26 protein-coding genes and 1 pseudogene are annotated in these 21,793 nt (G+C 64.8%); 12 read left to right on the top strand and 15 right to left on the bottom strand.

Features of this window, described 5'->3' with window-relative positions:
* The first annotated feature begins 399 nt into the window (after window positions 1-399).
* The gene (locus MSZK_RS14375) at window positions 400-732 is read left to right on the top strand and encodes an Lsr2 family protein (RefSeq protein WP_011896185.1); all 333 of its coding nucleotides are present in this window, start codon (window positions 400-402) and stop codon (window positions 730-732) included.
* A gap of 68 nt (window positions 733-800) precedes the next feature.
* On the opposite strand, the gene MSZK_RS14370 is transcribed toward MSZK_RS14375, so the two are convergent.
* Window positions 801-1,247, bottom strand: coding sequence for a helix-turn-helix transcriptional regulator (locus MSZK_RS14370; protein ID WP_041801107.1), 447 nt, complete (start codon window positions 1,245-1,247; stop codon window positions 801-803).
* Window positions 1,248-1,535: 288 nt separating this feature from the next.
* On the opposite strand from MSZK_RS14370, the gene MSZK_RS14365 reads away from it, so the two are divergent.
* From MSZK_RS14365 to MSZK_RS32360, 3 genes are all read left to right on the top strand, one after another.
* Window positions 1,536-2,585, top strand: coding sequence for a DUF2637 domain-containing protein (locus MSZK_RS14365; protein ID WP_011896183.1), 1,050 nt, complete (start codon window positions 1,536-1,538; stop codon window positions 2,583-2,585).
* A 264-nt stretch (window positions 2,586-2,849) separates the two neighbouring features.
* Window positions 2,850-3,071: a hypothetical protein gene (locus tag MSZK_RS33000; protein ID WP_233211307.1), complete on the top strand. Its 222-nt coding sequence runs from the start codon at window positions 2,850-2,852 to the stop codon at window positions 3,069-3,071.
* Between the two features lie 10 nt (window positions 3,072-3,081).
* Complete coding sequence (locus tag MSZK_RS32360) at window positions 3,082-3,225, top strand: hypothetical protein (protein WP_158022120.1); 144 nt, start codon at window positions 3,082-3,084, stop codon at window positions 3,223-3,225.
* Window positions 3,226-3,478: 253 nt separating this feature from the next.
* Here the strand turns inward: MSZK_RS32360 and MSZK_RS14355 are convergent, their stop codons facing one another.
* Entirely contained in the window at window positions 3,479-3,991 is a 513-nt protein-coding gene (locus MSZK_RS14355; protein ID WP_049777528.1) for a DapH/DapD/GlmU-related protein, read from the bottom strand.
* A 129-nt stretch (window positions 3,992-4,120) separates the two neighbouring features.
* On the opposite strand from MSZK_RS14355, the gene MSZK_RS32355 reads away from it, so the two are divergent.
* Window positions 4,121-4,291, top strand: coding sequence for a hypothetical protein (locus MSZK_RS32355; RefSeq protein WP_158230581.1), 171 nt, complete (start codon window positions 4,121-4,123; stop codon window positions 4,289-4,291).
* Between the two features lie 32 nt (window positions 4,292-4,323).
* Here the strand turns inward: MSZK_RS32355 and MSZK_RS14345 are convergent, their stop codons facing one another.
* The 5 genes from MSZK_RS14345 to pip all read right to left on the bottom strand — a co-directional run bounded on the left by MSZK_RS14345 (window position 4,324) and on the right by pip (window position 9,328).
* A complete protein-coding gene (locus tag MSZK_RS14345) occupies window positions 4,324-5,139 on the bottom strand; it encodes an ExeA family protein (protein WP_011896180.1) in 816 nt (271 codons plus the stop codon).
* Window positions 5,136-6,629 (bottom strand): DDE-type integrase/transposase/recombinase, encoded by a 1,494-nt coding sequence (locus tag MSZK_RS14340; protein WP_233211306.1) that lies wholly within the window; start codon window positions 6,627-6,629, stop codon window positions 5,136-5,138. Before MSZK_RS14340 ends, MSZK_RS14345 begins: the two co-directional genes overlap by 4 nt.
* A gap of 107 nt (window positions 6,630-6,736) precedes the next feature.
* On the bottom strand, window positions 6,737-7,336 hold the full coding sequence (locus MSZK_RS14335) for a helix-turn-helix domain-containing protein (RefSeq protein ID WP_099248877.1): 600 nt from the start codon (window positions 7,334-7,336) through the stop codon (window positions 6,737-6,739).
* A 224-nt stretch (window positions 7,337-7,560) separates the two neighbouring features.
* Window positions 7,561-8,085, bottom strand: a complete 525-nt coding sequence (locus MSZK_RS14330) for a glyoxalase superfamily protein (protein ID WP_011896176.1) — start codon at window positions 8,083-8,085, stop codon at window positions 7,561-7,563.
* Between the two features lie 259 nt (window positions 8,086-8,344).
* Complete coding sequence (gene pip / locus MSZK_RS14325) at window positions 8,345-9,328, bottom strand: prolyl aminopeptidase (protein WP_011896175.1); 984 nt, start codon at window positions 9,326-9,328, stop codon at window positions 8,345-8,347.
* 190 nt (window positions 9,329-9,518) lie between these two features.
* Between pip and MSZK_RS14320 the strand changes: the two genes are divergently transcribed.
* Window positions 9,519-10,154, top strand: coding sequence for a DUF3887 domain-containing protein (locus MSZK_RS14320; protein ID WP_099248875.1), 636 nt, complete (start codon window positions 9,519-9,521; stop codon window positions 10,152-10,154).
* Between the two features lie 158 nt (window positions 10,155-10,312).
* Here the strand turns inward: MSZK_RS14320 and MSZK_RS14315 are convergent, their stop codons facing one another.
* Window positions 10,313-10,687 (bottom strand): cytidine deaminase, encoded by a 375-nt coding sequence (locus tag MSZK_RS14315; RefSeq protein ID WP_199203337.1) that lies wholly within the window; start codon window positions 10,685-10,687, stop codon window positions 10,313-10,315.
* Window positions 10,688-10,754: 67 nt separating this feature from the next.
* Between MSZK_RS14315 and MSZK_RS14310 the strand changes: the two genes are divergently transcribed.
* The gene (locus MSZK_RS14310; RefSeq protein WP_011896170.1) at window positions 10,755-11,285 is read left to right on the top strand and encodes a DinB family protein; all 531 of its coding nucleotides are present in this window, start codon (window positions 10,755-10,757) and stop codon (window positions 11,283-11,285) included.
* Between the two features lie 87 nt (window positions 11,286-11,372).
* Here MSZK_RS14310 and MSZK_RS32995 read toward each other — a convergent pair.
* Window positions 11,373-11,489 (bottom strand): annotated as a pseudogene (locus MSZK_RS32995) (glyoxalase superfamily protein); the annotation flags it as partial.
* A gap of 134 nt (window positions 11,490-11,623) precedes the next feature.
* Window positions 11,624-11,938 carry a DUF6262 family protein gene (locus MSZK_RS32990; RefSeq protein WP_233211310.1) on the bottom strand — a complete coding sequence of 105 codons (315 nt, stop codon included), beginning with the start codon at window positions 11,936-11,938 and terminating at the stop codon, window positions 11,624-11,626.
* A 247-nt stretch (window positions 11,939-12,185) separates the two neighbouring features.
* On the opposite strand from MSZK_RS32990, the gene MSZK_RS32350 reads away from it, so the two are divergent.
* Window positions 12,186-12,620 carry a hypothetical protein gene (locus MSZK_RS32350; RefSeq protein WP_158022119.1) on the top strand — a complete coding sequence of 145 codons (435 nt, stop codon included), beginning with the start codon at window positions 12,186-12,188 and terminating at the stop codon, window positions 12,618-12,620.
* A 374-nt stretch (window positions 12,621-12,994) separates the two neighbouring features.
* Here the strand turns inward: MSZK_RS32350 and MSZK_RS14290 are convergent, their stop codons facing one another.
* From MSZK_RS14290 to MSZK_RS14275, 4 genes are read right to left on the bottom strand one after another with little or no spacing between them, the layout of a single operon-like run.
* Window positions 12,995-13,708 carry a hypothetical protein gene (locus tag MSZK_RS14290; RefSeq protein ID WP_011896168.1) on the bottom strand — a complete coding sequence of 238 codons (714 nt, stop codon included), beginning with the start codon at window positions 13,706-13,708 and terminating at the stop codon, window positions 12,995-12,997.
* A gap of 5 nt (window positions 13,709-13,713) precedes the next feature.
* A complete protein-coding gene (locus MSZK_RS14285; protein WP_011896167.1) occupies window positions 13,714-14,580 on the bottom strand; it encodes an RAMP superfamily CRISPR-associated protein in 867 nt (288 codons plus the stop codon).
* Window positions 14,577-15,002, bottom strand: coding sequence for a hypothetical protein (locus MSZK_RS14280; RefSeq protein WP_011896166.1), 426 nt, complete (start codon window positions 15,000-15,002; stop codon window positions 14,577-14,579). Before MSZK_RS14280 ends, MSZK_RS14285 begins: the two co-directional genes overlap by 4 nt.
* Window positions 15,003-15,023: 21 nt before the next feature.
* Window positions 15,024-15,701, bottom strand: coding sequence for a hypothetical protein (locus MSZK_RS14275; protein WP_011896165.1), 678 nt, complete (start codon window positions 15,699-15,701; stop codon window positions 15,024-15,026).
* A 251-nt stretch (window positions 15,702-15,952) separates the two neighbouring features.
* Here MSZK_RS14275 and MSZK_RS14270 point away from each other — a divergent pair, with 251 nt between their 5' ends.
* From MSZK_RS14270 to MSZK_RS14260, 3 genes are read left to right on the top strand one after another with little or no spacing between them, the layout of a single operon-like run.
* Complete coding sequence (locus tag MSZK_RS14270; protein ID WP_011896164.1) at window positions 15,953-16,843, top strand: hypothetical protein; 891 nt, start codon at window positions 15,953-15,955, stop codon at window positions 16,841-16,843.
* Window positions 16,843-17,313, top strand: coding sequence for a hypothetical protein (locus MSZK_RS14265; RefSeq protein ID WP_011896163.1), 471 nt, complete (start codon window positions 16,843-16,845; stop codon window positions 17,311-17,313). Before MSZK_RS14270 ends, MSZK_RS14265 begins: the two co-directional genes overlap by 1 nt.
* On the top strand, window positions 17,310-18,143 hold the full coding sequence (locus tag MSZK_RS14260) for a phosphoadenosine phosphosulfate reductase family protein (protein WP_011896162.1): 834 nt from the start codon (window positions 17,310-17,312) through the stop codon (window positions 18,141-18,143). The genes MSZK_RS14265 and MSZK_RS14260 overlap by 4 nt, the downstream gene beginning before the upstream one ends.
* A 128-nt stretch (window positions 18,144-18,271) precedes the next feature.
* Here MSZK_RS14260 and MSZK_RS14255 read toward each other — a convergent pair whose 3' ends face one another.
* Window positions 18,272-19,375, bottom strand: a complete 1,104-nt coding sequence (locus MSZK_RS14255; RefSeq protein WP_041801100.1) for a hypothetical protein — start codon at window positions 19,373-19,375, stop codon at window positions 18,272-18,274.
* 172 nt (window positions 19,376-19,547) lie between these two features.
* Here MSZK_RS14255 and MSZK_RS14250 point away from each other — a divergent pair, with 172 nt between their 5' ends.
* The gene (locus tag MSZK_RS14250; protein ID WP_011896160.1) at window positions 19,548-21,485 is read left to right on the top strand and encodes a hypothetical protein; all 1,938 of its coding nucleotides are present in this window, start codon (window positions 19,548-19,550) and stop codon (window positions 21,483-21,485) included.
* Window positions 21,486-21,793 lie beyond the last annotated feature (308 nt).

Here is a 21,793-nt window from a genome sequence, read left to right as displayed (position 1 = left end):
CCGCCGACACGAGCGCACCGGCCGCCACCGACCATGCGGCCGCAACCGCCGGCCCAGACCTACCCGGTGTGCGCTACCAGCGCGGTGGTGAGACCGAACAGAATCGGCCGACCGCCGCGGTACCGGGCGGTGATACGGCGCCGCGTCGCAAACCGCCGCCGCCCCCGCCCCCGCCTCCTGCGCGTCGGGGCAACGGCCAAGGGCCTGGAGCGCAGCCCCCGCCACCAGTGCGGCACCTTCGACCGGTCGGATCCCCGCCGCGAGGATCCTCGCCAGGGCGGCATCGCAGCGACGACAAACCGGCACCACCGCCCCCGCCTCCGCCGCCATCGCCGCGTCGTCAGGGACCAGGCGGTGCGCCACCCCCGCCAGAACCGCGACGATAAGGGGCATCCACGAATGGCCAAGAAGGTAACGGTCGAACTCGTCGACGACATCACTGACGAGCCCGGGGCCAGGACCATCCACTTCGGCCTGGACGGCGTGGACTACGAGATCGACCTGATCGACGACCGGCCCCTGCGTGAAGCCCTGAAGCCCTATATGCGGAGGGGCCGGCGCGTCGGCGGCTCGGCCAAGGAACGCGCCACCCCCCGCGGAAGGTCGGATTCCACTCTGATTCGCCAATGGGCCCGCGACCACGGCCACGAGGTTCCCGAGCGGGGCCGGCTTCCTAAGGCCACGATCCGCGCCTACGACGAATTCCGGCGCCAGGCCCGCGACATCGAGTGACGGGTGTGGCTATCGCCTTTGGTCCCGCCAGCGAAGTGAACGAAGTGTCGACGCTGGTTGCGGCCTGGTCAGGCGGTGGTTCCGGGAGGGCGTTTACGGGCCCGCTGGTAGGCCTGCTGGTAGTCCTCCGTGGATACGCCTAGCAGCTCCGCCAACTTGGTCGCGGTGGCTTCGGTGAGTCCAATGTCGGCGCGCTCGATCCCTCGTAGCGTGGTGGTGGCGATACCGGCCGCGGCGGCGAGTTGCGGTTGAGTGAGTCCGCGGATGACGCGCCAATCACCGGGAAAACGCTCATCGACCGGTACGGTCACGACCAGCTCAATCGGGGCATCGAGAATGGCCATGACACGAGCCAGGAGGTCGACCTGAGGCGTGCCGCGGCCTGCTTCCCAGGAATGGACAGTCGACTGGCCGACGTCGGCGAGGCGCGCGAGATCAGACACGGTGAACTGGCGGTCCCGCCTCACTTCGGCGAACCGCTGTGCATTGAACCCACGCAGCACCCGCCTGGTCATACGCGGGTCCGATTGGCGGTCATAACTAGATAGGTTCACTGACGCGATATCCAAATGGTCAACTGTGCTGTCATAGACTAGAGTCTTAACACGTCCTGCCGTGCTTAAACCCCGCCGAGACGTCAGGCATCGACGAGACAACTGACCCTTGCGCGGCGGCATCACCAACGTCGGCAACGCTGGGTCCCAGATCCCGCCGAGGACGAACGTCCTCACCATCGGGCCATCCACCTCACCTGCGGCAGGTGGTCTTGAAAACAGGGTGGCCACCGACAACGGTTAGTAATCATGGAAGACCGCCGCAACGGCCACAACGCGAAAGAGGCAGCTGCCAAAGGCATTCCGGTGGCCGCCCAAGGATGTGGCACCGCGGAGCCGGGCCCTGGTGCACCCGAGCGGGAGCTGCGAATCTCACCAACCGCAGTGCGCGTCGCGTGCATCGTTGCAGTCCTGATCACCGCAGTCGTCGCGGCCGCGAGCTTCGTGCTCAGCTTCGCCTCTCTGGCCGATCTCGCGCAACGTTCCGGATATCCGGCCGAGCTGGCCAAACTGTGGCCCGTCATCGTCGACCTCACCATCGTTCTGGCCACCGTCGCCGTCATCGTCCTAGGCCCGGCTGGCGTCGGTAGCCGCGCCCACCGCCGCTACTTCTGGGCAGTGCTGGCAATCTCGGCGATCATCAGCATCGGCGGCAACGCCCTGCACGGCTACCTCCCGCCCGACACAGCACTGTGGCCCTGGTTGGCCGCCTGCATCGCCGCGGTCGCTCCGCTGAGTCTTCTGGCCACCGTGCACGGAGCCGCTACCATGCTGCGCATCTCAGCCTTCGTTTCACGACGCGCCCCGGCCGCCGACGCCTCCGTGGACACCCCCACCGCGGAGGCGCCCATCGCGGAGGCTCAAGACACCCCCGTCAGAGTGGGTGTCTTGAGCCCCGCCCCCGTCAGAAAGCAGCGAAGAATCCCCGTGCTCGACCTCGAAGAACCCGTCGTCGAGCCACCCTCCGACCCGATCCGTGCCGCCGCCGCGCCCGGACCGCAGGCGGACCGTCGCGCCGGCGCGGCCATCGACACGGTCGAGCCCACAACTGGGCCCAGCGCGGCCGCTGCGGCGCCTGAGGTATCGACCGGGTGGATGCAAGTTGCCGCATCCCTCGTCCGAGACGGGGCGACACAGAAGTCCGTAGACCAGACGGCGCAGGTCCTCGAACTGTGGGACCAAAAGGTCCCTTTCACCGTGATCGCCCGCCAGACCGAATTGCACCACAGCACCGTGAGATCCATCATCGAGGCGGCCCGACGACTCCTCGACGGCGCCGAAGGCGGGGCCCGGGCATGAACAGGCCCCGGCCCCAGCAGCCCGCCAGCGGCGCACCCCCGACCACGCACCCACGCGACATCGACGCCGCAGACGACCTGCAACTGGCCGGGAGGTTGCGCTGTGGAGCTTGACCTGTGGCCGCGCCAGCATGACTTGCCGCCACGATGGGACGGCCTGCCCGTCGAATGGGGCAGCTGGTCGGACACCGCCGACATCATCATCTGCCCGCCTCCGCCACGACGCCCCAAATGCGTGCGCTGCGGAAGCCACCAAGATCCCCACATGAATCTCGGCAGGGTCTGGACCGAACCAGGCATGGTCCGCGCGATTCGCCGGGCCCAGCTGTCCAATGGACGGCACCTCGTGGCCCACCTCGCCGCGTTCCGCTGTCCCGACTGCGAACACGACCACGTGATCGACCTCGTCAACGACCAAGCGTGGGATCTGGACACCACCGACTACACCGACGACGGCTCCTACGACGTCGCCGCCGGCCGAGGCTAGCGAGCCCGTCGTGACCGTTGTCCAGCTCGACCTGTTCGGCGAGATCGAAGCCGCCGAGCACGCAGACGCTGCAGCCCGAGACAACGCGGCGATGCAGGCCGCTACGTTCCTCGTCGAGACACCGTGGCCAGACCTATTGATCGCTTATCCGTAACGAACCTTGAAGATAAGGCTCTTTGAGCAGTTCTAGACGATGAATACATGTGTAAGCCCGGATGAGAATCGGGTCTTGCTTGTTGCACATGTAACCGACGGCATTGCCGCTGCGTACCGTCTCGTTGTTTGCCGACATCGAAGATTCGAGACACTCGCTATCTCTACGTCTGAGACTGGTCAATCTTGTGTAGATATCGCACAATCGATCCCCCGGAAGGGGGACGAAGGCGCGCTGCGGTCTTGTTTCGCCATCAGCGGGGGCAATCGAGTGTTTTGACGACGGTTGCCGGTACGCCGGCGACCAGTGTCCGCGGGGGAACGTTGCGGGTGACGACGGCGCCGGCTCCAACAATGGCATCATCGCCCACGGTCACACCTTGCATGACCAGCGCGGACGTACCAACCCACACGTTCCGTCCGATAGCGATTGGCGCGGAAGTGATCCCGACTCGTCTCTCAGTGGGGTCTAGCGGGTGCCCCGAGGTGATGAGACTGACGTTCGGGCCGAGCATGACGTCATCTCCGATATCGATCCCGCCGATGTCGTTGAAACGGCAATTCTGGTTGACGAACACATTCCTGCCGACGCGGATGTTGATTCCGTGGTCTGAGTAGACCGGCGGGATGAGATGGAACTTCTCATCGACAGTTTGTCCCGTGAGCCTGCTCCAGCCCTGGCGGATGGCCTTCTGATCTGCGTATTCGAGCGTACTTAGTTCCGCGGTGAGCCGGATTGCACGCTGCACCGTCTGCGCAAAGTCCATCATCGTCCTCTCGAATGAACAACCTCTAGGTGTGAGCATTGAGCAGAACTCAAACCAACAGCTGAGTTCAAACAACTCGTCAGGCGGCGAGCTACAACCACAAGTTGTACATCTAGGGTGGATCTGTGGATGTGGAGTCTGTCCGGACATTCGTGCTGGCTGCCGACGGTGTTGTGCGTCGTCGACGGTGACCATGTCGGCGTCACCGATGGTGGTGATGATGCTGTGATGAGAACGGCCCCGCTCGGTGTGGTGAGCGGGGCCGTGGTGGTCTCGGTGACGGAATCGTCGCCGCGGTGATGCAGTTGTGGTCGTGGTGGTGGGAGTTTCGTTCAGTCTGAAGCTGTTTCGCTGATCGCGATGCGGGCAGCTTTCTCCCCGACGATGGAATGACCGGCAGCGAACGCGGCCGTCAACGCGTGCAAGGCGAGGTTGTTGACCGCGCGGGGGTGCCCGCGCGAGGCGTTGTGAATCAGTGTGACGGCGTCGTCGGCGAACAGGGTGTCGGAGCGGCCGGCGATCTTGGTGTGGTGGCTGATGTAGTCAGCGGTGTCGGCCGGGCTCATCCCAGGCAGGGCGTAGCGCACCGCGATGCGCTGATCCAGGGCGGCCAAGACACCCAGGCGCAGCCGATGCCGCAGGGTCGGTTGGCCGACCAGCACGACCGCGAACGGGGATCCGGAGTCCATGTCGTGGTTAGTGAGAAGTCGGATCGCTTCGAGTTGATGGTTGTCGAGCAGGTGTGCTTCATCGACCACCAGCACTGGGTTGCGGCCCCGTTCGGCGTGTTCAGCGGCCAGGGCCTCGGCGGCCTGAGGAGCGAGGCGGGCGGTGTGAAAGACCGGGGTGTGCCCAAGGGCGGCCACGATGTGGGTGAGCATGCCGCGAACGCCGATGGTGGGGTTGGCCAGGTAGATGATGACGTGGCGAGCCGGGTCCAGGGCGGTGGCGGCGGCGCGGATGGCCACCGTCTTGCCGGCGCCGACTTCGCCGGTGATGACCCCGATGGCGCACTGATTGACACACCAGCTGATCCGGGCGATGGCTTCACTGTGGCCGGGGTGGCGGTGCAGCATCGACGGAGCCAGGTTGCGCCCGAACGGCATCCGACTGAACCCCCAATGTGACTGCAGCCGTTCAATACTCATGCCGACATCCCATCTTCATGGGCAGCGCTGTCGGAGCCGAGGTCGGTGATGGAGAGCTGGCCGGGAATCTGACCGTCTTGTTCAGCTGTGCCGATCGTGGTCTGACCGTCCGCTCCGTAGAGGGCGTGGTAGCCGATACGTTCGTCATGGCGCAGCTGCTCATGATGGGCCGCGGCGGTCAGCGCAAGGTAGTCAATCCCCGTCGCCGGTGTCGGATCGTCACGGGTTTCAGGTCGGGCTTTCGGGTGGGCGTGGCGGGTGATGGTGTGAGCGACCGCGGCACCGAAACTCTGGTCGCGGTAGCGGACCTCGATGGACTCCAGATCGAAGGGACTGAACACCAGCTCCACCCTGCGCCCGGCCAAGGCGGGATCAACTCGGTAGGTGTTGGAATGCAGCGAGACCGTGGCGGTCTTGGTGACCACCCGAAACTCCGACCACAAGAACGCCTCGGTCAGATCCGCCGCGGTCGGCAATGCCGGCGACCCGCCGAGGCGGTCCCAGCCGTCCTCCCACCGATCCAGCGGGGACTGTCCAGTTTCGGAGTGGGTGCGGCGGTGATACTCGGTTTCGGTCCAGGCCATGAACAGTCGGTTGAGCTCCAACAGAGCCCCACGGTGGTCCACCCCCGCGGCGGTAAGGTCCTCGGCGCTGGTGTCGGTGACTTCAACGAGGAACTGGTCGCGCACGGTGCGGAAGAACCGCTCGATCTTGCCGCGGCCCTGCGGGCGCCCGGGTGCTGAATGCACCAATCGGATCCCGAGTTTCGCGCATGCCCGCAACAGCCACGCATCCACAAAGGCTGAACCGTTGTCGACATAGATCGAGGCGGGAACGCCGCGGGCCGCCAACGCCGGCTTCAGGGCGGCGGCCAGGCGCACAGTGTCTTCAGCGAACCCGAAGCGGTGCCCGACCACCAGCCGAGAGTGGTCGTCGAGGAAGGCGAACAAGTAGGTTTTGCGGTCTCCGACCCGCGGGCCGTGCAGGGCATCGCCGACCCACAGTTCGTTGGGATCAGCGGCTTCGAATCGGCCGAACACCTCGCCTGGCTGACCGGCGGTCGGGCCCATCAACTCACACCGGTGGAAGTGGCGCAGCAGCGTCGACTCCGAGGGCGCCCACCCCGTCGCGGTCCGCAGGATCCGGGCCACCTGAGCCACGGTGCGGGCCGGGTTCTCCCGCTTCAGTGAGACCGCCAGCTCCAACACCTGGGTGTCGGTGCGGGTGCCCAGCCGCCGCGGCTCAGGCACCAGCGCTTCGAACCCGCCCGTCCGGTAGCGGCGGATCCAACGGTCCAGCGTCGCCCGCGCCACCTGCACCTGGGCGCCGAACGGATCGATATGCCGGCGATCAGCGATCTCGCGGACCAGTTTCCCGCGCTGCTTGGTCGACAGCCCTTGCTCGAGGGCGGGGCAGATCAGCTGATACCGAAACAGCCCGATCGCCTGGGCCCGTTCCCGACGTTTGTGGTCCTCCAACGACACCGCCACGTTCTCCTCACACTGTTGACGGCCCGGCCCGAAACCGATTGTCGGGCAGGTGCCTTGGCGAGGATCACCGATCACGTGAGCCCCACGTCAGGGGCAACTGGTGTTGCTCAGATGCGCCGGGCAGCCGGCGGCCAGCACGGCGCCAACAACCTGCCGCCGCTGACCGCCACCATCACCAGCGGTGGCGTCATCACGCCCAGCACCCCAGCCGGGCCGAACCGCGCACCGATCGCCGCGGCGGCGGTGGCGATCGCGGCCACCAGGTCACTCCAGCCGCAGCCAGACCCATCTGGGATTGCCACGTCGATCCCGGTGCCCACCGCGACCTGGAGGAACCACGCCCGCATCGACTCGACACGCCCGGTCACCCGGCGCAGCCATCCCCGCACCGTGCTCGCCGGCACCCCCAGGTTCTCTGCGATTCGGCGATGCCCCCAACCACGGGACCGCAAGACCAGCGCGTTCCAAATAGTCTGTGCGCCATACCCCCTGCGCAACAGTGCCATCACTGGCAGCAACACGTGTGTGACTCGGCATGACCGGCATCGAGCCCGCCGCGGACGCACCGGGCCGGTGACGCCGTGGACACGGCGGACACGGGCGAAACCCCAGCAGGCCAATACGCCGTCGGGGCAGGACGGGCAGTCCATCTGCCCGGACGCCAGCCGGGACTCGACGTGAACGAGATCAGCCTCTACCGTCACCATGAGTGCCTCCGTGCACTACAGCGCGGCACCCTGCGAGCCCGCCAAGACTTCAGCGGGGTGCCGCGCGACCCATCAGTACGTCCTCACCCTGACGGTGCACACCAACACCAGCAACTCCGCAACAATCCGGGCCTCCAGATCGGCAACCTCAACGACGATCCACTACCCCATGGTCGTCATCCCGAAAGACGGCCAACAGTCAGAGACCACCCGGTGACCGCGTTCTATGCGGTGGTCTGGCAGAACCGGATCGTGTTGGAGAACGGGTCGATGACTTCCATGGTGGGTCCGCCTGGTGAGTCGGCTTCGATGCCGGGGTTCATGCGGTCATATCCGGTGGCGTGGAGTTCTTTGTGTAGCGCCGCGACGTCACTGATTGGTACCCATACGGTCGAGCCCGGGGTGCCGTCGCCGTGGTGTTCAGAGAGGTCGAGTACGAACCGGTCGCGGCGCAGCCGCATGTAGAGGATTGATTGCGCGTACTCGAAGCGGTGTTCCCATTCGATGGTGAAATGCAGGTAGTCGATGTAGAACTCGCGTGCCCGGGTTTCATCGAGGCTACGGAGGACGGGCACGGGTGCGCTCATGCCCTGGCGGGTTGGGAGCCCCGCAGCTGCGGTGTTCCAGTCCCGGAAACCGAGCTGCTGGGCCACGATTTCCAAAGCCTTGGAGTGCGTCAGATTGGCGGCGGGTAGTTGGTCCCGGAGTATGCGTGCGGCGCGCTTGGCGTCGTCAAGGGTCAGATCCATCACTTCACCTACGTTTCCGATGCCGGTGTGCGATCAGTGCCCGCGTTGCTGATTGTCCAGGCACCGTGTGCTCGTAGACGAGTGTGGTGGTGACCGAGCCGGATGCGTTCACCTCACCAATTTTTTGGCGCGGGCGGCGGGTCGCATCGAACCCATACAGTGACGTTACTGACTGCCAGCAACGGATTCAATCCCTGATTGATGACAGGGCATAGGCGTGTACTGGGGCACCGTGACCCGAGCCAGAATCTGATCGACATCAATTCTCTAGAACTGAACGCAGCGGGTGAAACCTGGCGATGGCGTCGATGACTGCGGCTCCCATGGCAGGGCTGCCGGTGTGACCGGAGTCCTCGATGATCCTTAGGTCGGCGTCCGGCCACGCCTGAGCGAGTTCCCATGCGGTGAGCAGCGGGCCTGACAGGTCGAGACGCCCGTGGATCAAGACTCCGGGGATTCCTTTCAGGCGGTGGGCGTCTCGCAGTAACTGACCGTCATCAAGCCACGCGCGATGGGCAAAGTAGTGCGTGCAAATTCGCACGAACGCCAGCTTCGCTACGTCCGGTTTCGCACCGTACTGACCGGGACTGCCCAAGCTTTCGTGGGCAATGACGGCGTCTTCCCATGCGCACCAGTTGTGTGCAGCCTGCTCCCGCACGGCGACGTTCGTGTTCTCCATCAGCTGCCGGTAGGCCTCGACGAGGTTCCCGTCGCGGTCGCGCTCGGGTGCCCCCGCGCGAAACCGTTCCCATTCGACGGGGAAGAGCAGACGCAGTCCGCCATAGAGCCAGTCGATCTCCTGAGATCGGGTCATGGTCACTCCGACCAGGACGATTCCGATCACCCGATCGGGGTGGCGTTGGGCGTAGGCCAGGATCAGCGTCGACGCCCAGGAGCCTCCGTAGAGCAGCCACCGGTCGATACCAAGGTGCTCACGCAAGGTTTCCATGTCGGCGAGCAAGTGTTCGGTGGTGTTGTGCGCCATGTCGGTCGCCGGGTTACTGGCGTGGGGCTTGCTGTCACCGCATCCGCGCTGATCAAACAGCACGATCTGAAATCCCTCGGGATCGAACCCCTTGTGGGCGCCACGCGGCCTACCCGATCCCGGTCCGCCGTGCACGACCAGCGCCGGTCGACCATTGGGGTTGCCCCTGGTCTCCCAGTACACAAGGTTGCAGTCCCCCACGTCGAGAAGCCCATGGTTATACACCTGCGATTCGGGAAACGGTCGGTCCTCAGACACAACCGACCACGCTACCGGCGGCCCAATGCACCGCAGCCGTGAAGAACCGAGACGGGATGTGATCGACCTCAAATCTCTACAAACGTGACAGGCTTCTGGGCCAGCAAACATCTGTTCAGATCGGTGGTCGCTGAGAGTTCTTGTCAATCTAAAGTTGACAAATCTACGAACGTCAATAATGTATTGACGTATGTCAGGTTCGTTCATGCTGGCTGGCCAACAGCTTCATCGCCAACTCGGCCAGATCCTTGCCGCCCCGGTTTTCAATAGCGACAGCGATCCGATTGATCTGGTGCGTGCAGCGCACCAAATCCGGGGCGGAGCCGAGGCATTGATGGCTGCGGCTGTACGACAGGCACGAGAGGCGGGCCGGACATGGCAGGAAATCGGCCAAGTGCTTGGCGTTTCACGCCAGGCCGCTTTCCAGAAATACGGCAAGCCCATCGATCCTCGAAACGGAGAAGTCATGGATACCAGTCCGCTTCCTGAAGCCATTGAGCTAGCCCGGGCAGTCATCGATGATCACGCTCACGCCCGGTGGGCCGATATCACTGAGCGCTTCGATGAGACGATGCGCGCGGGTCTCACGGAAGCGGGACTCGCCGAGGCGTGGGCCTGCCTCGCGGGGATGGCCGGCGCATACGAAAAATACGGAGACACGGAGGCCGTGCGCGCTGGCGACTTCACCGTCACCAACACGCCATTGGCCTTCGAGGCCGGCGATTTCGTCGCTCGCATCACCTTCCGCGACGATCGAACGATTGCCGGGCTCTACATCCTCAATCCCGAGGTAGCCGACGGCGATAGCAAATCAGCCACCACGTAAATCCGTATCGCGCAAACGTTTCTAGCGCCCTGCCCGCACATCTCTCTTGGTGAGACAGGAACTGATCGACCTCGTTTCTCTAGAAACGAGACGACCTCAAACGCCTGCGGAAGCTACGGGCTTTGAGAGTCGAGTTAGCGGGGCCGACTACCGTACGATCATCTGAACGGCAGCAGCTCGCGCAGCGCGATCGAGCTGTCTAAGTCGGTCATCACGAGGGTGTCTACGTTGGCCTCATCGAGCTGGATGATGAATTCCCGGCAGCGCCCGCAGGGAGCAAGTACCGCGCCGTGGCGGTCCACTGCCACCATTCGGACGATCTCGCTTTGACCTGCGGTAAGCATCGCGGCCGCGGCTGAATGCTCAGCGCAAAACCCCAGCGATGACGCGGTGTCCACGCAGACACCCACGAACACATCGCCGGTAGCCGTCTCTATCGCGGCGCCGACAGTGCCGCACACAGCGGACTCCGTTAACTGCCGCGGAGCGACCACGGCCCGCGCCGCGGCAAGTAAGCGCTCAAAACCACTCACTACTTGAGTGTGCATCTACCACCGCCTTGTGACCAAACCCCAACCAAAGAGAAAGAGAGTAAATGCCATGCCGGACAACCAAATACGTAATGGTACCGAGCGATTGATCATCGAGAATCTGCTTGACCACAACCGCGAAGCGCTCATCGAGACCGTCCGTGGTCTCACCGAAGCCCAAGCCCGACGCCGACTTGTTGCATCGCTGACGACGCCCATCTCACTGATCAAGCATGCCGCTGGCGCAGAGAGGATTTGGTTTCAGCGGTTCTGGGCGGGACTTGAGGAATCCGAATGCGATGGTTACTCACGCCGTGACGAAGGCACCTTCACCGTGACCGACGACGAGTCGCTCGCTGACGTCATCGCCGAGTTTCAGCGCGCCAGCCAAAAGTCGCGTGAGATCGCGGCCGGCTTCGACCTCGACGACACCAAGGACAACCCGCGAGAAGGAACCGTCAGCATGCGGTGGACGCTGCTGGCCATGATTCAAGAATTCGCGCGCCACGCCGGACACGGAGACATCCTGCGTGAGCAGATCGACCGGCCCACCCCACGCAACCCGCACGCCGAGATGGAGGCACCAGGCCCCGCCACTTGAGACAGGAAGTGATCGGTCTCGATTCTTTAGAAACGAGACAACGGCAATCGGTCACCGGGCGGTCAAAGACCACCCGGTGACCGCGTTCTATGCGGTGGTCTGGCAGAACCGAATCGTGTTGGAGAACGGATCGATCACTTCCATGGTGGGTCCGCCTGGTGAGTCGACTTCGATGCCGGGGTTCATACGGTCATATCCGGTGGCGTGAAGTTCCGCGGATTTCGTTGTTGAGCCGCTCTTGCGTTATCTGGAGTCCGGTGCAGGTGCGGTCGTCTGAGCTGGTGTTTCGTGTTGTGGACGGTGTCGATGACGGTCGTGAGGGTGGGTGCGCTGGCGGTTCAGCATGGGCCGATCGTTATCCGATTGCGATGTGGTGGGGGGTGGGGTGTCGCGGTTCGGTTCTGGCCGAGAACGACAGCGAGTTGGCGGCGTAGCCGCTGGTTTTCGTCGGTGAGTTCGCGGTTGCGGCGTAGCGCGATGTCGAGGCGCTGGCGCAGGGATTGGTCGCTGGACTGTTGCCGGGACGGAATCGTTGGGGTCGGCCGGGGCTGGTTGCGGGCGCGCAGGCGCCGGATCTCGTCTTTGACGTCGGTCTGAGCGTAGAGCCAGGAACGGGAGACGCCTGCGGCGTCGGCGACGGTGCTGAAAGTGATGGGCTGGCGGGTGCGTCGAGCTCGTGCAGGGCGGCCAGGGCTTTTGCGCGGGCGAGTTCGTGGCGTTGGCGGGCGGCGGTGACGAGGTGAATGCTGTTGTCAGAGCGCATGTTCGGTGTCCTGCGAGCAGCGGCAGCCCGCCGCAGTAGCCGGTGGGCAGGGCCTGGGTTGCCTGTGCCAGGCGTTGTTTGGCCCAGGCGGCGTCGGCGAGTGGCCCGCCCGGCCAGCGGTCGAGGGTGCGGCGGCGGTGTTCGTTGATCTGGTCGACCAGCTCGGCGTCGATGGGGACCAGGGCGTCGCGGCGCATCTTGTGATTGAAGTAGCGCAGGTAGGGGGCGCCTTCGGCGTCGGTGGTGATGCAGTCGGCGCGCAGCCGCAGCGCGTCGGTGACCCGCAATCCGCTGCGCATGAGCACGATGGTGATCAGCCGGTAGGTGCGGTTGTCGAACCGGTCGAGGTTGGCCGGGTGTTCGAGCTGGGTCATGACCTGCTCGGCCAGTGCCCGGGGCAGCAACTCGGCGCGGTGCGGGTAGTCCTCGTTGTAGAAGGTGACCGTGGCGGCCAGGCCCGAGTGCCAGTGGTGCTGGCGGATCGCGGTGAACAGCCCGTTGAGCGTGCCGATGTGGCTGCGGCGGCGTTCGATGCTCAACTCGCTCAGGTCGGCGAGGTAGTGCTCGAGTGACTTTGGTCGGTCTCTCGAAGAATCACGCGATGACCTTCAATCCTTCGGCTACGACACGCCGGTACCGCTGATCAGGTCCGACTCGTACACCACTCTGCTGGACGCAACCGCAACGTGTTACCGGCGCAGCGGAAACTATGCCGGCGTCGGTTCTCGTGGTTGTCGCAGGGTACGACACCTACGAGCGCGCGCCGTGGCTCGCACGTTCTGCAAGATCTGCCTTCGTGCGTTGTCACCGTGCGACCGGGGTATGAGCGCGGCAGGTTCGCCGCTGGATCGCCAATCATGGTCAGGCCAGGCAATCCCGGAGGTCCGGGCCGGGGGCGGAACCTCGGCGCGGTGTGTGTTGATGCGTGGCGGGCCGGTCTGCCTGTCTACCGCGCTGGATAGTAGGCGGTGGTTCGGTTTCCCGGATGGATGTATGGGGGTCTGACTGCGGCGGTACCCAAGGATCCGGTCAGAGTGGCGTCGTTGACGCACCGCGGTGGGCATGTTCGGCCAAGGACGCCAGGCTCGTGCTGGTGGCCGGCTTCCCACTCGGTGACATCGTCGAGGTGGCTGATCTCCCAGCGTGAGACGAAACCTTCGCCAACGGCGCGGTGTTTGCCAATCGAGGTGAGGTCTGCGGTCAGGTCGGCGATCGCATCGGGGTCGCCGACAGCACGCCACGTCAGCGTGGACGCAGGATGGGCCATCACGGGGATGACGCGCCGCTGGTATCGGCCAGCGCTGTCGGAGACGGCTTGGGATCCGATGGTGGGCGCGAGGTGCTGGAGGCGGGATCTGTCAGTGCGCATTGTGCGCCAACGGATATCGGGCTCCGCGGGTTGGCGGGGGTGTAGGTCGCAGAATGTGGCCATCCAGTGCCAGTCGGCTTCTTGGCCGGGTGTTCCACATCGTGCCAGCGGAAGCTCGACGTCGGCCGGTGCAGCGTCGGGGTGGTAGGTCAGCTGCTGGCCGGCGCATCGGGCGTCGGCTTTGCGCCGGTGCCACAGCACCGAGGCGAGCAGGCCGTCGAGTGCGATGCCCCATGGGCGTGCGAGGACGACGCCGTGCGGGGTCGTTGCGGTGATCAGCAGGGGACGCATCGGTGTTAAGTCAAGGCCGTGAGGGCGCTGATGGCTTGATCGCGGTGCGTGCGTAGCTCGTCGGTCCAGTCGGGCAGGGGGTCGGGGACGGCGCCGCGCAACGTGGTGGGTGTGGCTGTGGCGCGGATCTGGCCGTGGCCGCTGGCGATGCGGCCGCCGAGGTGTCCGCGGGTGGTGAAGGTGTCTAGGACGGTGGACAGGAAGCTGATCTCGTTGTCGGTGGCGTTGGTGAGCTGAATCCAGCTCTGCAGGCGTGTGCCGGCGGGCAGGGTCTCGACGTAGTAGCGGCCCAGAGGGCTGGTCTCGTCGGTGTCCTGGGTGGGAGGTTGGTGGGTGTTGGGGCGGTGGTCGGCGAGGTGGGTGAAGGGCTCTTCGGCGACGCTGAGCACCGCCGGTGGCGCTGGGTCGCTGTGTGGGGGCCGCGGCAGGATGTGGGCGAGCTCGGCGATCTCGGGCAGGACCTTGCCGACGGTGAGCAGCCCGGACATGATGCGCCCTGATGCGGCGCCACCGAAGACGGCGATGAGCGGGAGCAAGGTTTTCAGTTGGCGTTCGCTTTCGTCTGTCAGGGGTCGGGCGGATTTGGCGAGGCGGCCGCCGTTGGTGAGCAGGTGGGCCGCCGGGACGGGAAGGGTGCTCTCGTAGTCGAGGATCGCGGCGGTGTGTTGTTCGCCGATGCGGCGCAGGACTCCTCGGAAGCTGGACCCCGACACGATGGGGACCTCAGTCATGGTGCCGTCAGCGGAGAGGATCTTCTCGCGTCGGAACAGTGCGAAGTTGTCGGTTCCCACCGAGCTGTAGTCCTCGCGGTGAACGATGGACGACAGCGCCACGATGTCGATGTCCCAGCGGATGGTGCTCAGTGCCGTCATGGGCGGTCCGCGTTGCGTTTCTCGGCGACGGCCTCGGCGATGATCCGGACGCGCAGGATGCGGGCGGGCAGTTTGTGGCGCAGCTCATCGATCACGGGGATCGAGGGTTGGCAGAGTAGCGTCGCCAGTTCCAGGCGGCGATCGCGCTGGCGTGGGGCGGGCGCGCCCAGTGTTCCGCAGACGTCTGACCACCACCGGTCGAGGGTGTCGGCGCGGTAGGCGGCACGGCGTACACGTCCGGGCAGGGCCTCATCCCAGTAGGTCTTGCGGTGGCGGGGTTCGGCTACCCAGCTGGTGTCCCAGTCGATTCCGTAGTGCAGCAGCAGTAGTAGGCGTTCGGCAGTGTCGGCGGGTCCGGGCAACGGCGGTAGCTCGGGGGCGAGTGCTTGCCAGGTGCGGGTGGGTGTTTGGGCCTCCGGCATGGGCGTCACAGTAGCCGGTGGTCAGGGTCGCGGCGGTGAAGGTGACTCTGGTGGTGTCCTGGTCAGGACGCGCGCGGCGGCCCACAGTGGTGGGGTGCTTCGCCACGGCTGGAGCCGTTCCCATGCGGTCAAGATTTTCGTCCAGGTGTCGGCTGGTTGAGACTTGAGGAGGTGGGTTGGTGGTGCTGGACGTGTCAGCTGCGGCCAGGTGGCGCCGAGGGTGCTGCGTAGCCAGCACAGCTCGGCCAATCGGGCGGCGTAGGCGTGGTCCCATCGAAGGACCAGGCCGTCGGTGGCCAGGTGCGCCCATTGCGCGGTCGGTAGCAGGTGGCGGCGTTTGGCGACGACCACGATGACGGCGTCGGTGTGGGGGAGGCCGTCGGGGGCTGTGAGCAGGCCGGCGAGGGTGTGCGGCTGTGGATGCTCATAGACGGTGCCCGGGGCAGTGGCGGTCGCGATGTGGAGGCTGTTCTGGGTGGTGGGTGGCCGGGTGTAGATCCAGGCGCAGGCGGGGCAGAGTCGGCGTGTTCCGTAGGGCCAGCTGTCGAGGTCGGTGAATTTCTCTCGCACGACGCGCGAGCTGGGCACTGTGGGGCACGGGTCTCCGCACCGCCCGCATGGGGCGTCCTGGGATGTCGGGATGTCGCCGGCGGGGCGGCCGGCGGCGATCCAGGCGGCCGCAGCGGGGTCGGAGAGCATCGCCGCCCCAGGGTACGGCTCCTGGCCGGGTGATCGTCGTTGTGCTGCTAGCGTGGCGGGCACTAAACGCACACTGGGATTGGGAGTGATCGTCTCCCGGCGGCCCCTGGGTGCAGAGACACGCTGGGGGCCGCCCCTCCCCGGCGACCTGCATGGTCCTCTTGCCTCGGATTTCTAGACTTGCTGTGTGAGCGTGTCATCGAGCGGGCGGTCTCCCGGTAGCCGGCCTGGCCGGCGGTGGTTCTGAGCTCGTGGGCGCCAAGACCGCTCGACCCAACCGTGAGCCGTTGGTCGTTGACATCGAAGGCGGCACCGTCTCCGAGCGCGAGATCAAGGCTGCCCGGGAAGTGGCTGCCGATGTAATGAGCGATCGCGACTTTCTGCGGTTGGCAAACCGGATTATCGACGAGGCCCGTGATGGCGACTCCTCGCAGACCCGTGCGGCGCGGGATCGTGACCGGGCGACACCGCGCGATGTCAGTTCAGTCGAATCCGATCGGCTGCGCGCGGAGCTTCCCGCACTCGACGAGTTTCGTGAAGCCCTCAGTGGCCGGCAGCGCAAGCTGCGCTCGGTGGTGAAGAACCGGGTCCTCGATCGTGCGCCGGCCTCACAGCATCGCGCGGTCCGTACCTTGCTGAGCGAGGAAGACCCCGCGCAGTGGCGGCGCGTGAATCGGGCGCTGCATCTGGCCGCCGGTGATGTGCAGCGTCTCGATGACGCCGATCGTGTCGTGGTACAGCGTTTAGATCGGTTGGTCCAGGCCTACGAACGGGAGAATGACCGAAGTCACCGCGTGTATGTGGCCGTGCAGCTTCCCGATACTCACCCTGATGTGCGACGGCTGCGTGACGTGCCGGCGAACCTGCGCCGCGGCTCAGTCGTTGACTTTGACCAGTTCACGGTGACAAGGCACAACCTGCACGAGACGCCCGGACATGACAGTGACCGACATCTGGTGTTCGAGATGGTGACCAGTCGTGGTATGTACTTCGGTCGATCCGACAGTGTCGAGGACACCACCCACCTGCTGCCGCGGGGTATGCAGTTCGAAGTGGCCTCAGTCGAGTACGCGCCCTACGAAAAGGCGGGCGAAACAGGGGGTTTCGGTGAACGGATCGTTATTCAACTGAGGGAGCGGTGATGGCCGAGCAGTGGTTGGTGCACCCCAATCGATCCGAGATCGGTCCCAACAAGGCAGGCCGCAACGGCCACTACCGGGCTGCGCGAGGCCGCGGCCGGCGGCTACCCCAGGAGAGCTGTCTGGCGCGGGTCGTTTTGCCGAGCTCACTGGCTGACGTGGCCGATGAGGACGGCAGCGTCACCTTCGCCGGCGAGAATTGGTCTTTTGTCACTGGTGCCGCCCGCAGTTTCGTGCGCCGCCACATCAACGAGGACACCTTGGCCCCGTTCGGGTTCAAACGCGGTGGTCAGTGGGTGTACTGGGATGGCACCGTGGCAGCCGAATCGCGACACGACGGCAGCGGGGCAGCCACGCTGGTGGAGAACTACCTGCGGGCATTGTTTCCCCGCGGCACCCACATCGAGCTGGCTGAGCAGTCCCCGACCGCGCCTGCGACACGTCGCGCGGCCAGCCAGGAGCGGCGTGCGTGAGCACTGACCCGCTCGACCTGGAGCAGCTGCGGCGCATCGCGGCCCGCCGGCGCGGGCCCGGCCGGATCCCGCAGCTACTCGAACGCATCGCCGAGCACCTCGAAACCTACGACGGATTTGTCGCCTGGAGTGGAGGCAAGGACTCCACCGTGGTGGTCGACCTGGCGCGTCGGGTCGACCCCAATGTCCCGGTCGTGTTCTACGACAGCGGTCTGCAGTTCCCCGAAACCCTCAGCTATATCGGAGATCTCGCTGACACATGGAAGCTGAACCTCCATGTGATCCCGGCCGAGCCGGATCTGTTGACCCTTCTGATCGCCGGCGGCGGGTTCGACCACCAGGCCCCAGACCGTGGGCTGGGCGGTCCGCTGGCGGAAGTGATGATCGCCCGACCTGCCGCACTCGCTCACCAACACTTCGGTCAAGGCTCGATGTGGGGTGTGCGCGCACAAGAATCGCCGGCGCGGCGCACCCTCTACAGCAGCCAGCTCGCCGCGTACACCGCATCCCGGACCGCGCGATCGCGGGAAAAGATCCGCGCCGAGCAGGGGGGTGAGGTGCGCCGAAAGGACGGAACAGTCACCCTTGGGCCGATCTGGGACTGGCAACCCAGCCACGTCTTCGAATACCTCGCCGGCCGCGGGATCGCCCCCAACCCTCTTTACAGCAAACTCTCCGCCCTCGGCGCCCCGGTAGACCGGATCCGGGTCGACTCGATCATCGACGCCTCCCAGCTGTCCAACGGCCACATCGCCTGGCTGCAAAAAGGATGGCCCGAACTGTTCGACCGGCTGGCCATGGCCCTACCGCGGCTGCGTGAATGGGTGTAGCCACGGCGCCGACGCCGACCGACCCGCGGTCGCCGCCACCCCTGATCATCGTTTGGTGGGTGGTTCGCGGCTGCATCAGGAGCGGCAACCGGGCGCTTGTGCTGCCCTCGTCGAAGCTGATGGTGCGACTACCCCGGCGGATTGGTGGTCTGGCTTCCCGGTTGGGGCGGCGCGAACACCTCAGGATCGGTTGCCGGGTTCGGGAGCACAACCTCCCGTCCGAGAAGGGATTCCAATTCGGCCACGCTGTTGCCACGTGACCATGTACCCGGAATCACTCCGCCCCAGCCAAGGATCAGTTCCTCGTAGTTCCCTGTGGGGAGTAGGCCCGGACTGCTGAAATCAGTTTTATTTGCGGTGTCATTAATGACTATCGTCCGAGCCGTGTCGCCGAAAACGATGTCTGCTTCGACATGCCACTCAACACTGGCGTCGGGTAGTCGCGCCTCTATGGTGAAGTTGGTGGCATCGTTCTGCGGGACGTGGAGTTGAAAGCCGTCATGAAATTGCTGGGCGGGGCCGCCAGTTCCTGTGGTGACCACCGCCTCGGCCTGGTCTGAACTTGTCAGATCGAACGTTAGTTTCGGGCCCTGCTGGGCGCCGGTGCCCATCTGGATGGGCATGCACATGAGCAGCGCCCCGTTCTCGGGATCCGCGCGTTTCGTGATCGTCGCGCGTAGCCCGACAATTGCCACGGTACTGGGTACGTTTCCACTGACGGTCACGTTGTAGCGGTTCCACGTCGGCGGTTTTCCGCCAGCCTGGGTCCCCTTCGACCAGAGCTGCGGACAGCTCTGGTCGAGCGGCGGTTCCGGACCGAGTTCTAACCGGTCTGGGTCGGTGACAACGAGGGCGAATTCATACATTCCGGGAATGTTCACAAGAGGGCTGGAGACGCGGATGTCCAGCGGATTGCTTTCCCGAATTCTTTCCTGTTCAGCAGCCTGCTCGCGTTTGTCCGTCTCGTCTTGGGCCTGGTCGGCCCGTTCCTGGCTGTAGGTGAAGCGCCATACAATAATGCCGCCGAGAACGCCGCCGACAAATGCTGTGAAAATGGGCACGAGAATCAATATGACAAGCGTAATTGTGGATTTGCGAGCCAACGCCATGATGGGGCGGAACGTATCGATGATGTGGCGGCCGCGGGGGGTTCCGGCGTCCGCAGCGCCGCCGTACTCGGGTGGTGTTTCTGTTACCGAATCGGCGGCAGCCGACTGTTCCCCGGACTGCATAGCGTCATTTTCGACGTGGCCCTCGTGTGGCGCGGGCTGACCGCTCGGTGCAGTTGCGTCGTCGCGCGGATCTTCCCCCATCCAAACCCCCAGGTCATGTGGGTGTGTCCACTGAATCACAGCGCTGCGCCGATGTCAGCAATATCGTGTATTCCCTGCTAAGGGAGGGCGTATGGGCAAAGGGGCGAGAATCCGGCGAGAGCGCGCCGCGAAGCGCGAGCGCGACGGCAGCAAGGGGAGCCTGAGCACCACGGCGGGTGGGGCAGGTCGCGCCGGCTCGATACCGCCTTGGGCGACTCCACCGGGTGGCAGCGGCGGGGGCAACGGCGACCCGATTTCGCAGCTGATGGGCGTCCTGGGCGCACAGGGCCAGCTGATGGTCGCCGGACGTGTGGGATGCACGCCGCTGAGCGTCGATGAGAGGTGCGCTGTGCTTGCCGGCGTCGGTCTCTACGACGTGCTCGAAACTGTCTCCCGTCTCCAGGGGCAGTGGGACTTGGCCTATACCACTACGCAGCGCGTTGACGTCGTTGAGCGCGACTTCCTTGCCGGCGGGGGCAGTGGCGGCGTGTGCGAGGCAGCCCTCAATCGCGCGATCATCTATAACGACCGTCTTGTCGCCCCTCGGGCGACCGCTCAGCTGCAGCGCGAGATCATTGAGTGCGCATCGCCGGATCCGGCAGCACCGCCCATTGATCGAAACAGTTTGGTGCACCTCCTGTTGTCGATTCTCTCCGAACAGGAATCTGACCCGGAGTTCGCAGGTGACGTACCCACTGACGAGGAAATCGCGAGGCTGCAAAGGAAATTGCCGAAAATGGGTCTCGAAGAGACCCATGAGTTCGCGCGGCCGCACATCCAAAAGGAGATTGCCTCCTCGCTATTCAATCAGCCACTCAAGTACGAAATAGCGTTGTCCAACACCTACGACTTGTGGTTCACCGAGTGGGCGCCGAGATCAAACACCAAGGGCTTGGGGGAAACCCCAGCAGAGGCCTTCAAGATCGCGACCGGTGTCGAACTGCTTGAAGTGATGCGCCTGGGCGCCCGAATCATCGAGCGTAACAGCGGTACCGCACAGGTGCGGTTCACGCGCCAGGAGCTGCTCGCCGATGGTGCCGCGGCCAGCGCAATTGACCTGCTATTCGCCACCATGGCGAGGTCGTTGGAGCCGTACAGAGACGAGCTGAAAGGGGATCGCAGAAGGGGTGCAATCGGCAACCAGCGCTACACGCTCACCAGATTTCCGTTCCTGGCCGTGAACGACGACACCTTCGTTCTGCTGCGCCGTCAATGGGTGATCGACCGACTGTGCGGATCGCAGCTCTACTTTGAAGCGTGGGCCAGCTTCAGCACCGCAAGCCTTAGAAATCGGTTCAAGACAGCCATTTGTGACGCGTTTGAGGTCTTCGTCGGGGGGATCTTGCACCGGATCTTCGACAAGTGTCCTCATCTGACCACGATCGTCGATGAACACGAGATGCAGGCCGCGTGGACAACGAAAGACACGCCGTCAGTATGTGACTGGATGATCTTCGGCAACGAGCACTGCGTCGTGATCGATGCGACGAATCACGCGGTGAAAGACAAGGCGGCGCAGGGGTTGGCGACCTGGGATGAGTACAGCGATGAGATCGAGCAGATCTTCGCCGACGCGAGCGAGGGGAAGTTCGGGCAGCTGCTCTCGACCATCGACCTCGTGAGGACACATGGCGGCTGGGGCAACGAGAAGGTCGGCACGACGACGATGTACGTCCCACTCGTCGTCGTGCCTGACGCCGGCGTCGTCAACGGACTTCTCACCCAGTTCGACATCAATGTGCGCGGTCACAAGGTCTTCAAACACCTCTCCCCGCAGGTGTACGCGCCGGGCATCGTGCCGATATCCGACCTCCAACTTCTGGAAGGGATGGCCGATGCCGGGGCGACGTGGGGCAACAATCCCAACATGATGGAGCTGATCGCGAACTGGCGCGCGAAGGCTTCGAAATACGGAATGGCATCACTGCAGCTGTACTTGCTTAGCTCAGGATTCCCGTTCTTACCCCTGAGCCACCACATCATAAAGAACAGCGCCAAAGTGATGAGTCTGCTACTCGACGCTGGCTAGACCAATGCGGGCCGATAGCTGCCGCTTGGAAATGAGGAGGAGTGAAACCGCCCTCGGATCGGTGAATGCGCAGCGACGCTGAGTCCGCGGCCGGCATGCGTGCTGCGCCGTCGCCGTGCGCGGCTCATGCGTCTCGCTCGATGAGGGCTTGCGGCCGCCGGCTCCCGGGGCCTGTGGCAGGATCCTGGCATGGGTGGGGGGACTGATCAAAACTGGAGTAGGACCGGCGTCGTTGCGACCGTCATCGCAGCTGTCGCGGCTGTGGTCGGAATCCCGGCCGCGCTGAAGGCTTGCCAAGCTCCTCCCGA

The sequence above is a fragment of the Mycobacterium sp. shizuoka-1 genome (assembly GCF_002723835.1).
Taxonomy (GTDB): domain Bacteria; phylum Actinomycetota; class Actinomycetes; order Mycobacteriales; family Mycobacteriaceae; genus Mycobacterium.
Note: the sequence above shows the minus strand (reverse complement) of the source record. Positions and strands in the feature narration are given on the sequence as shown.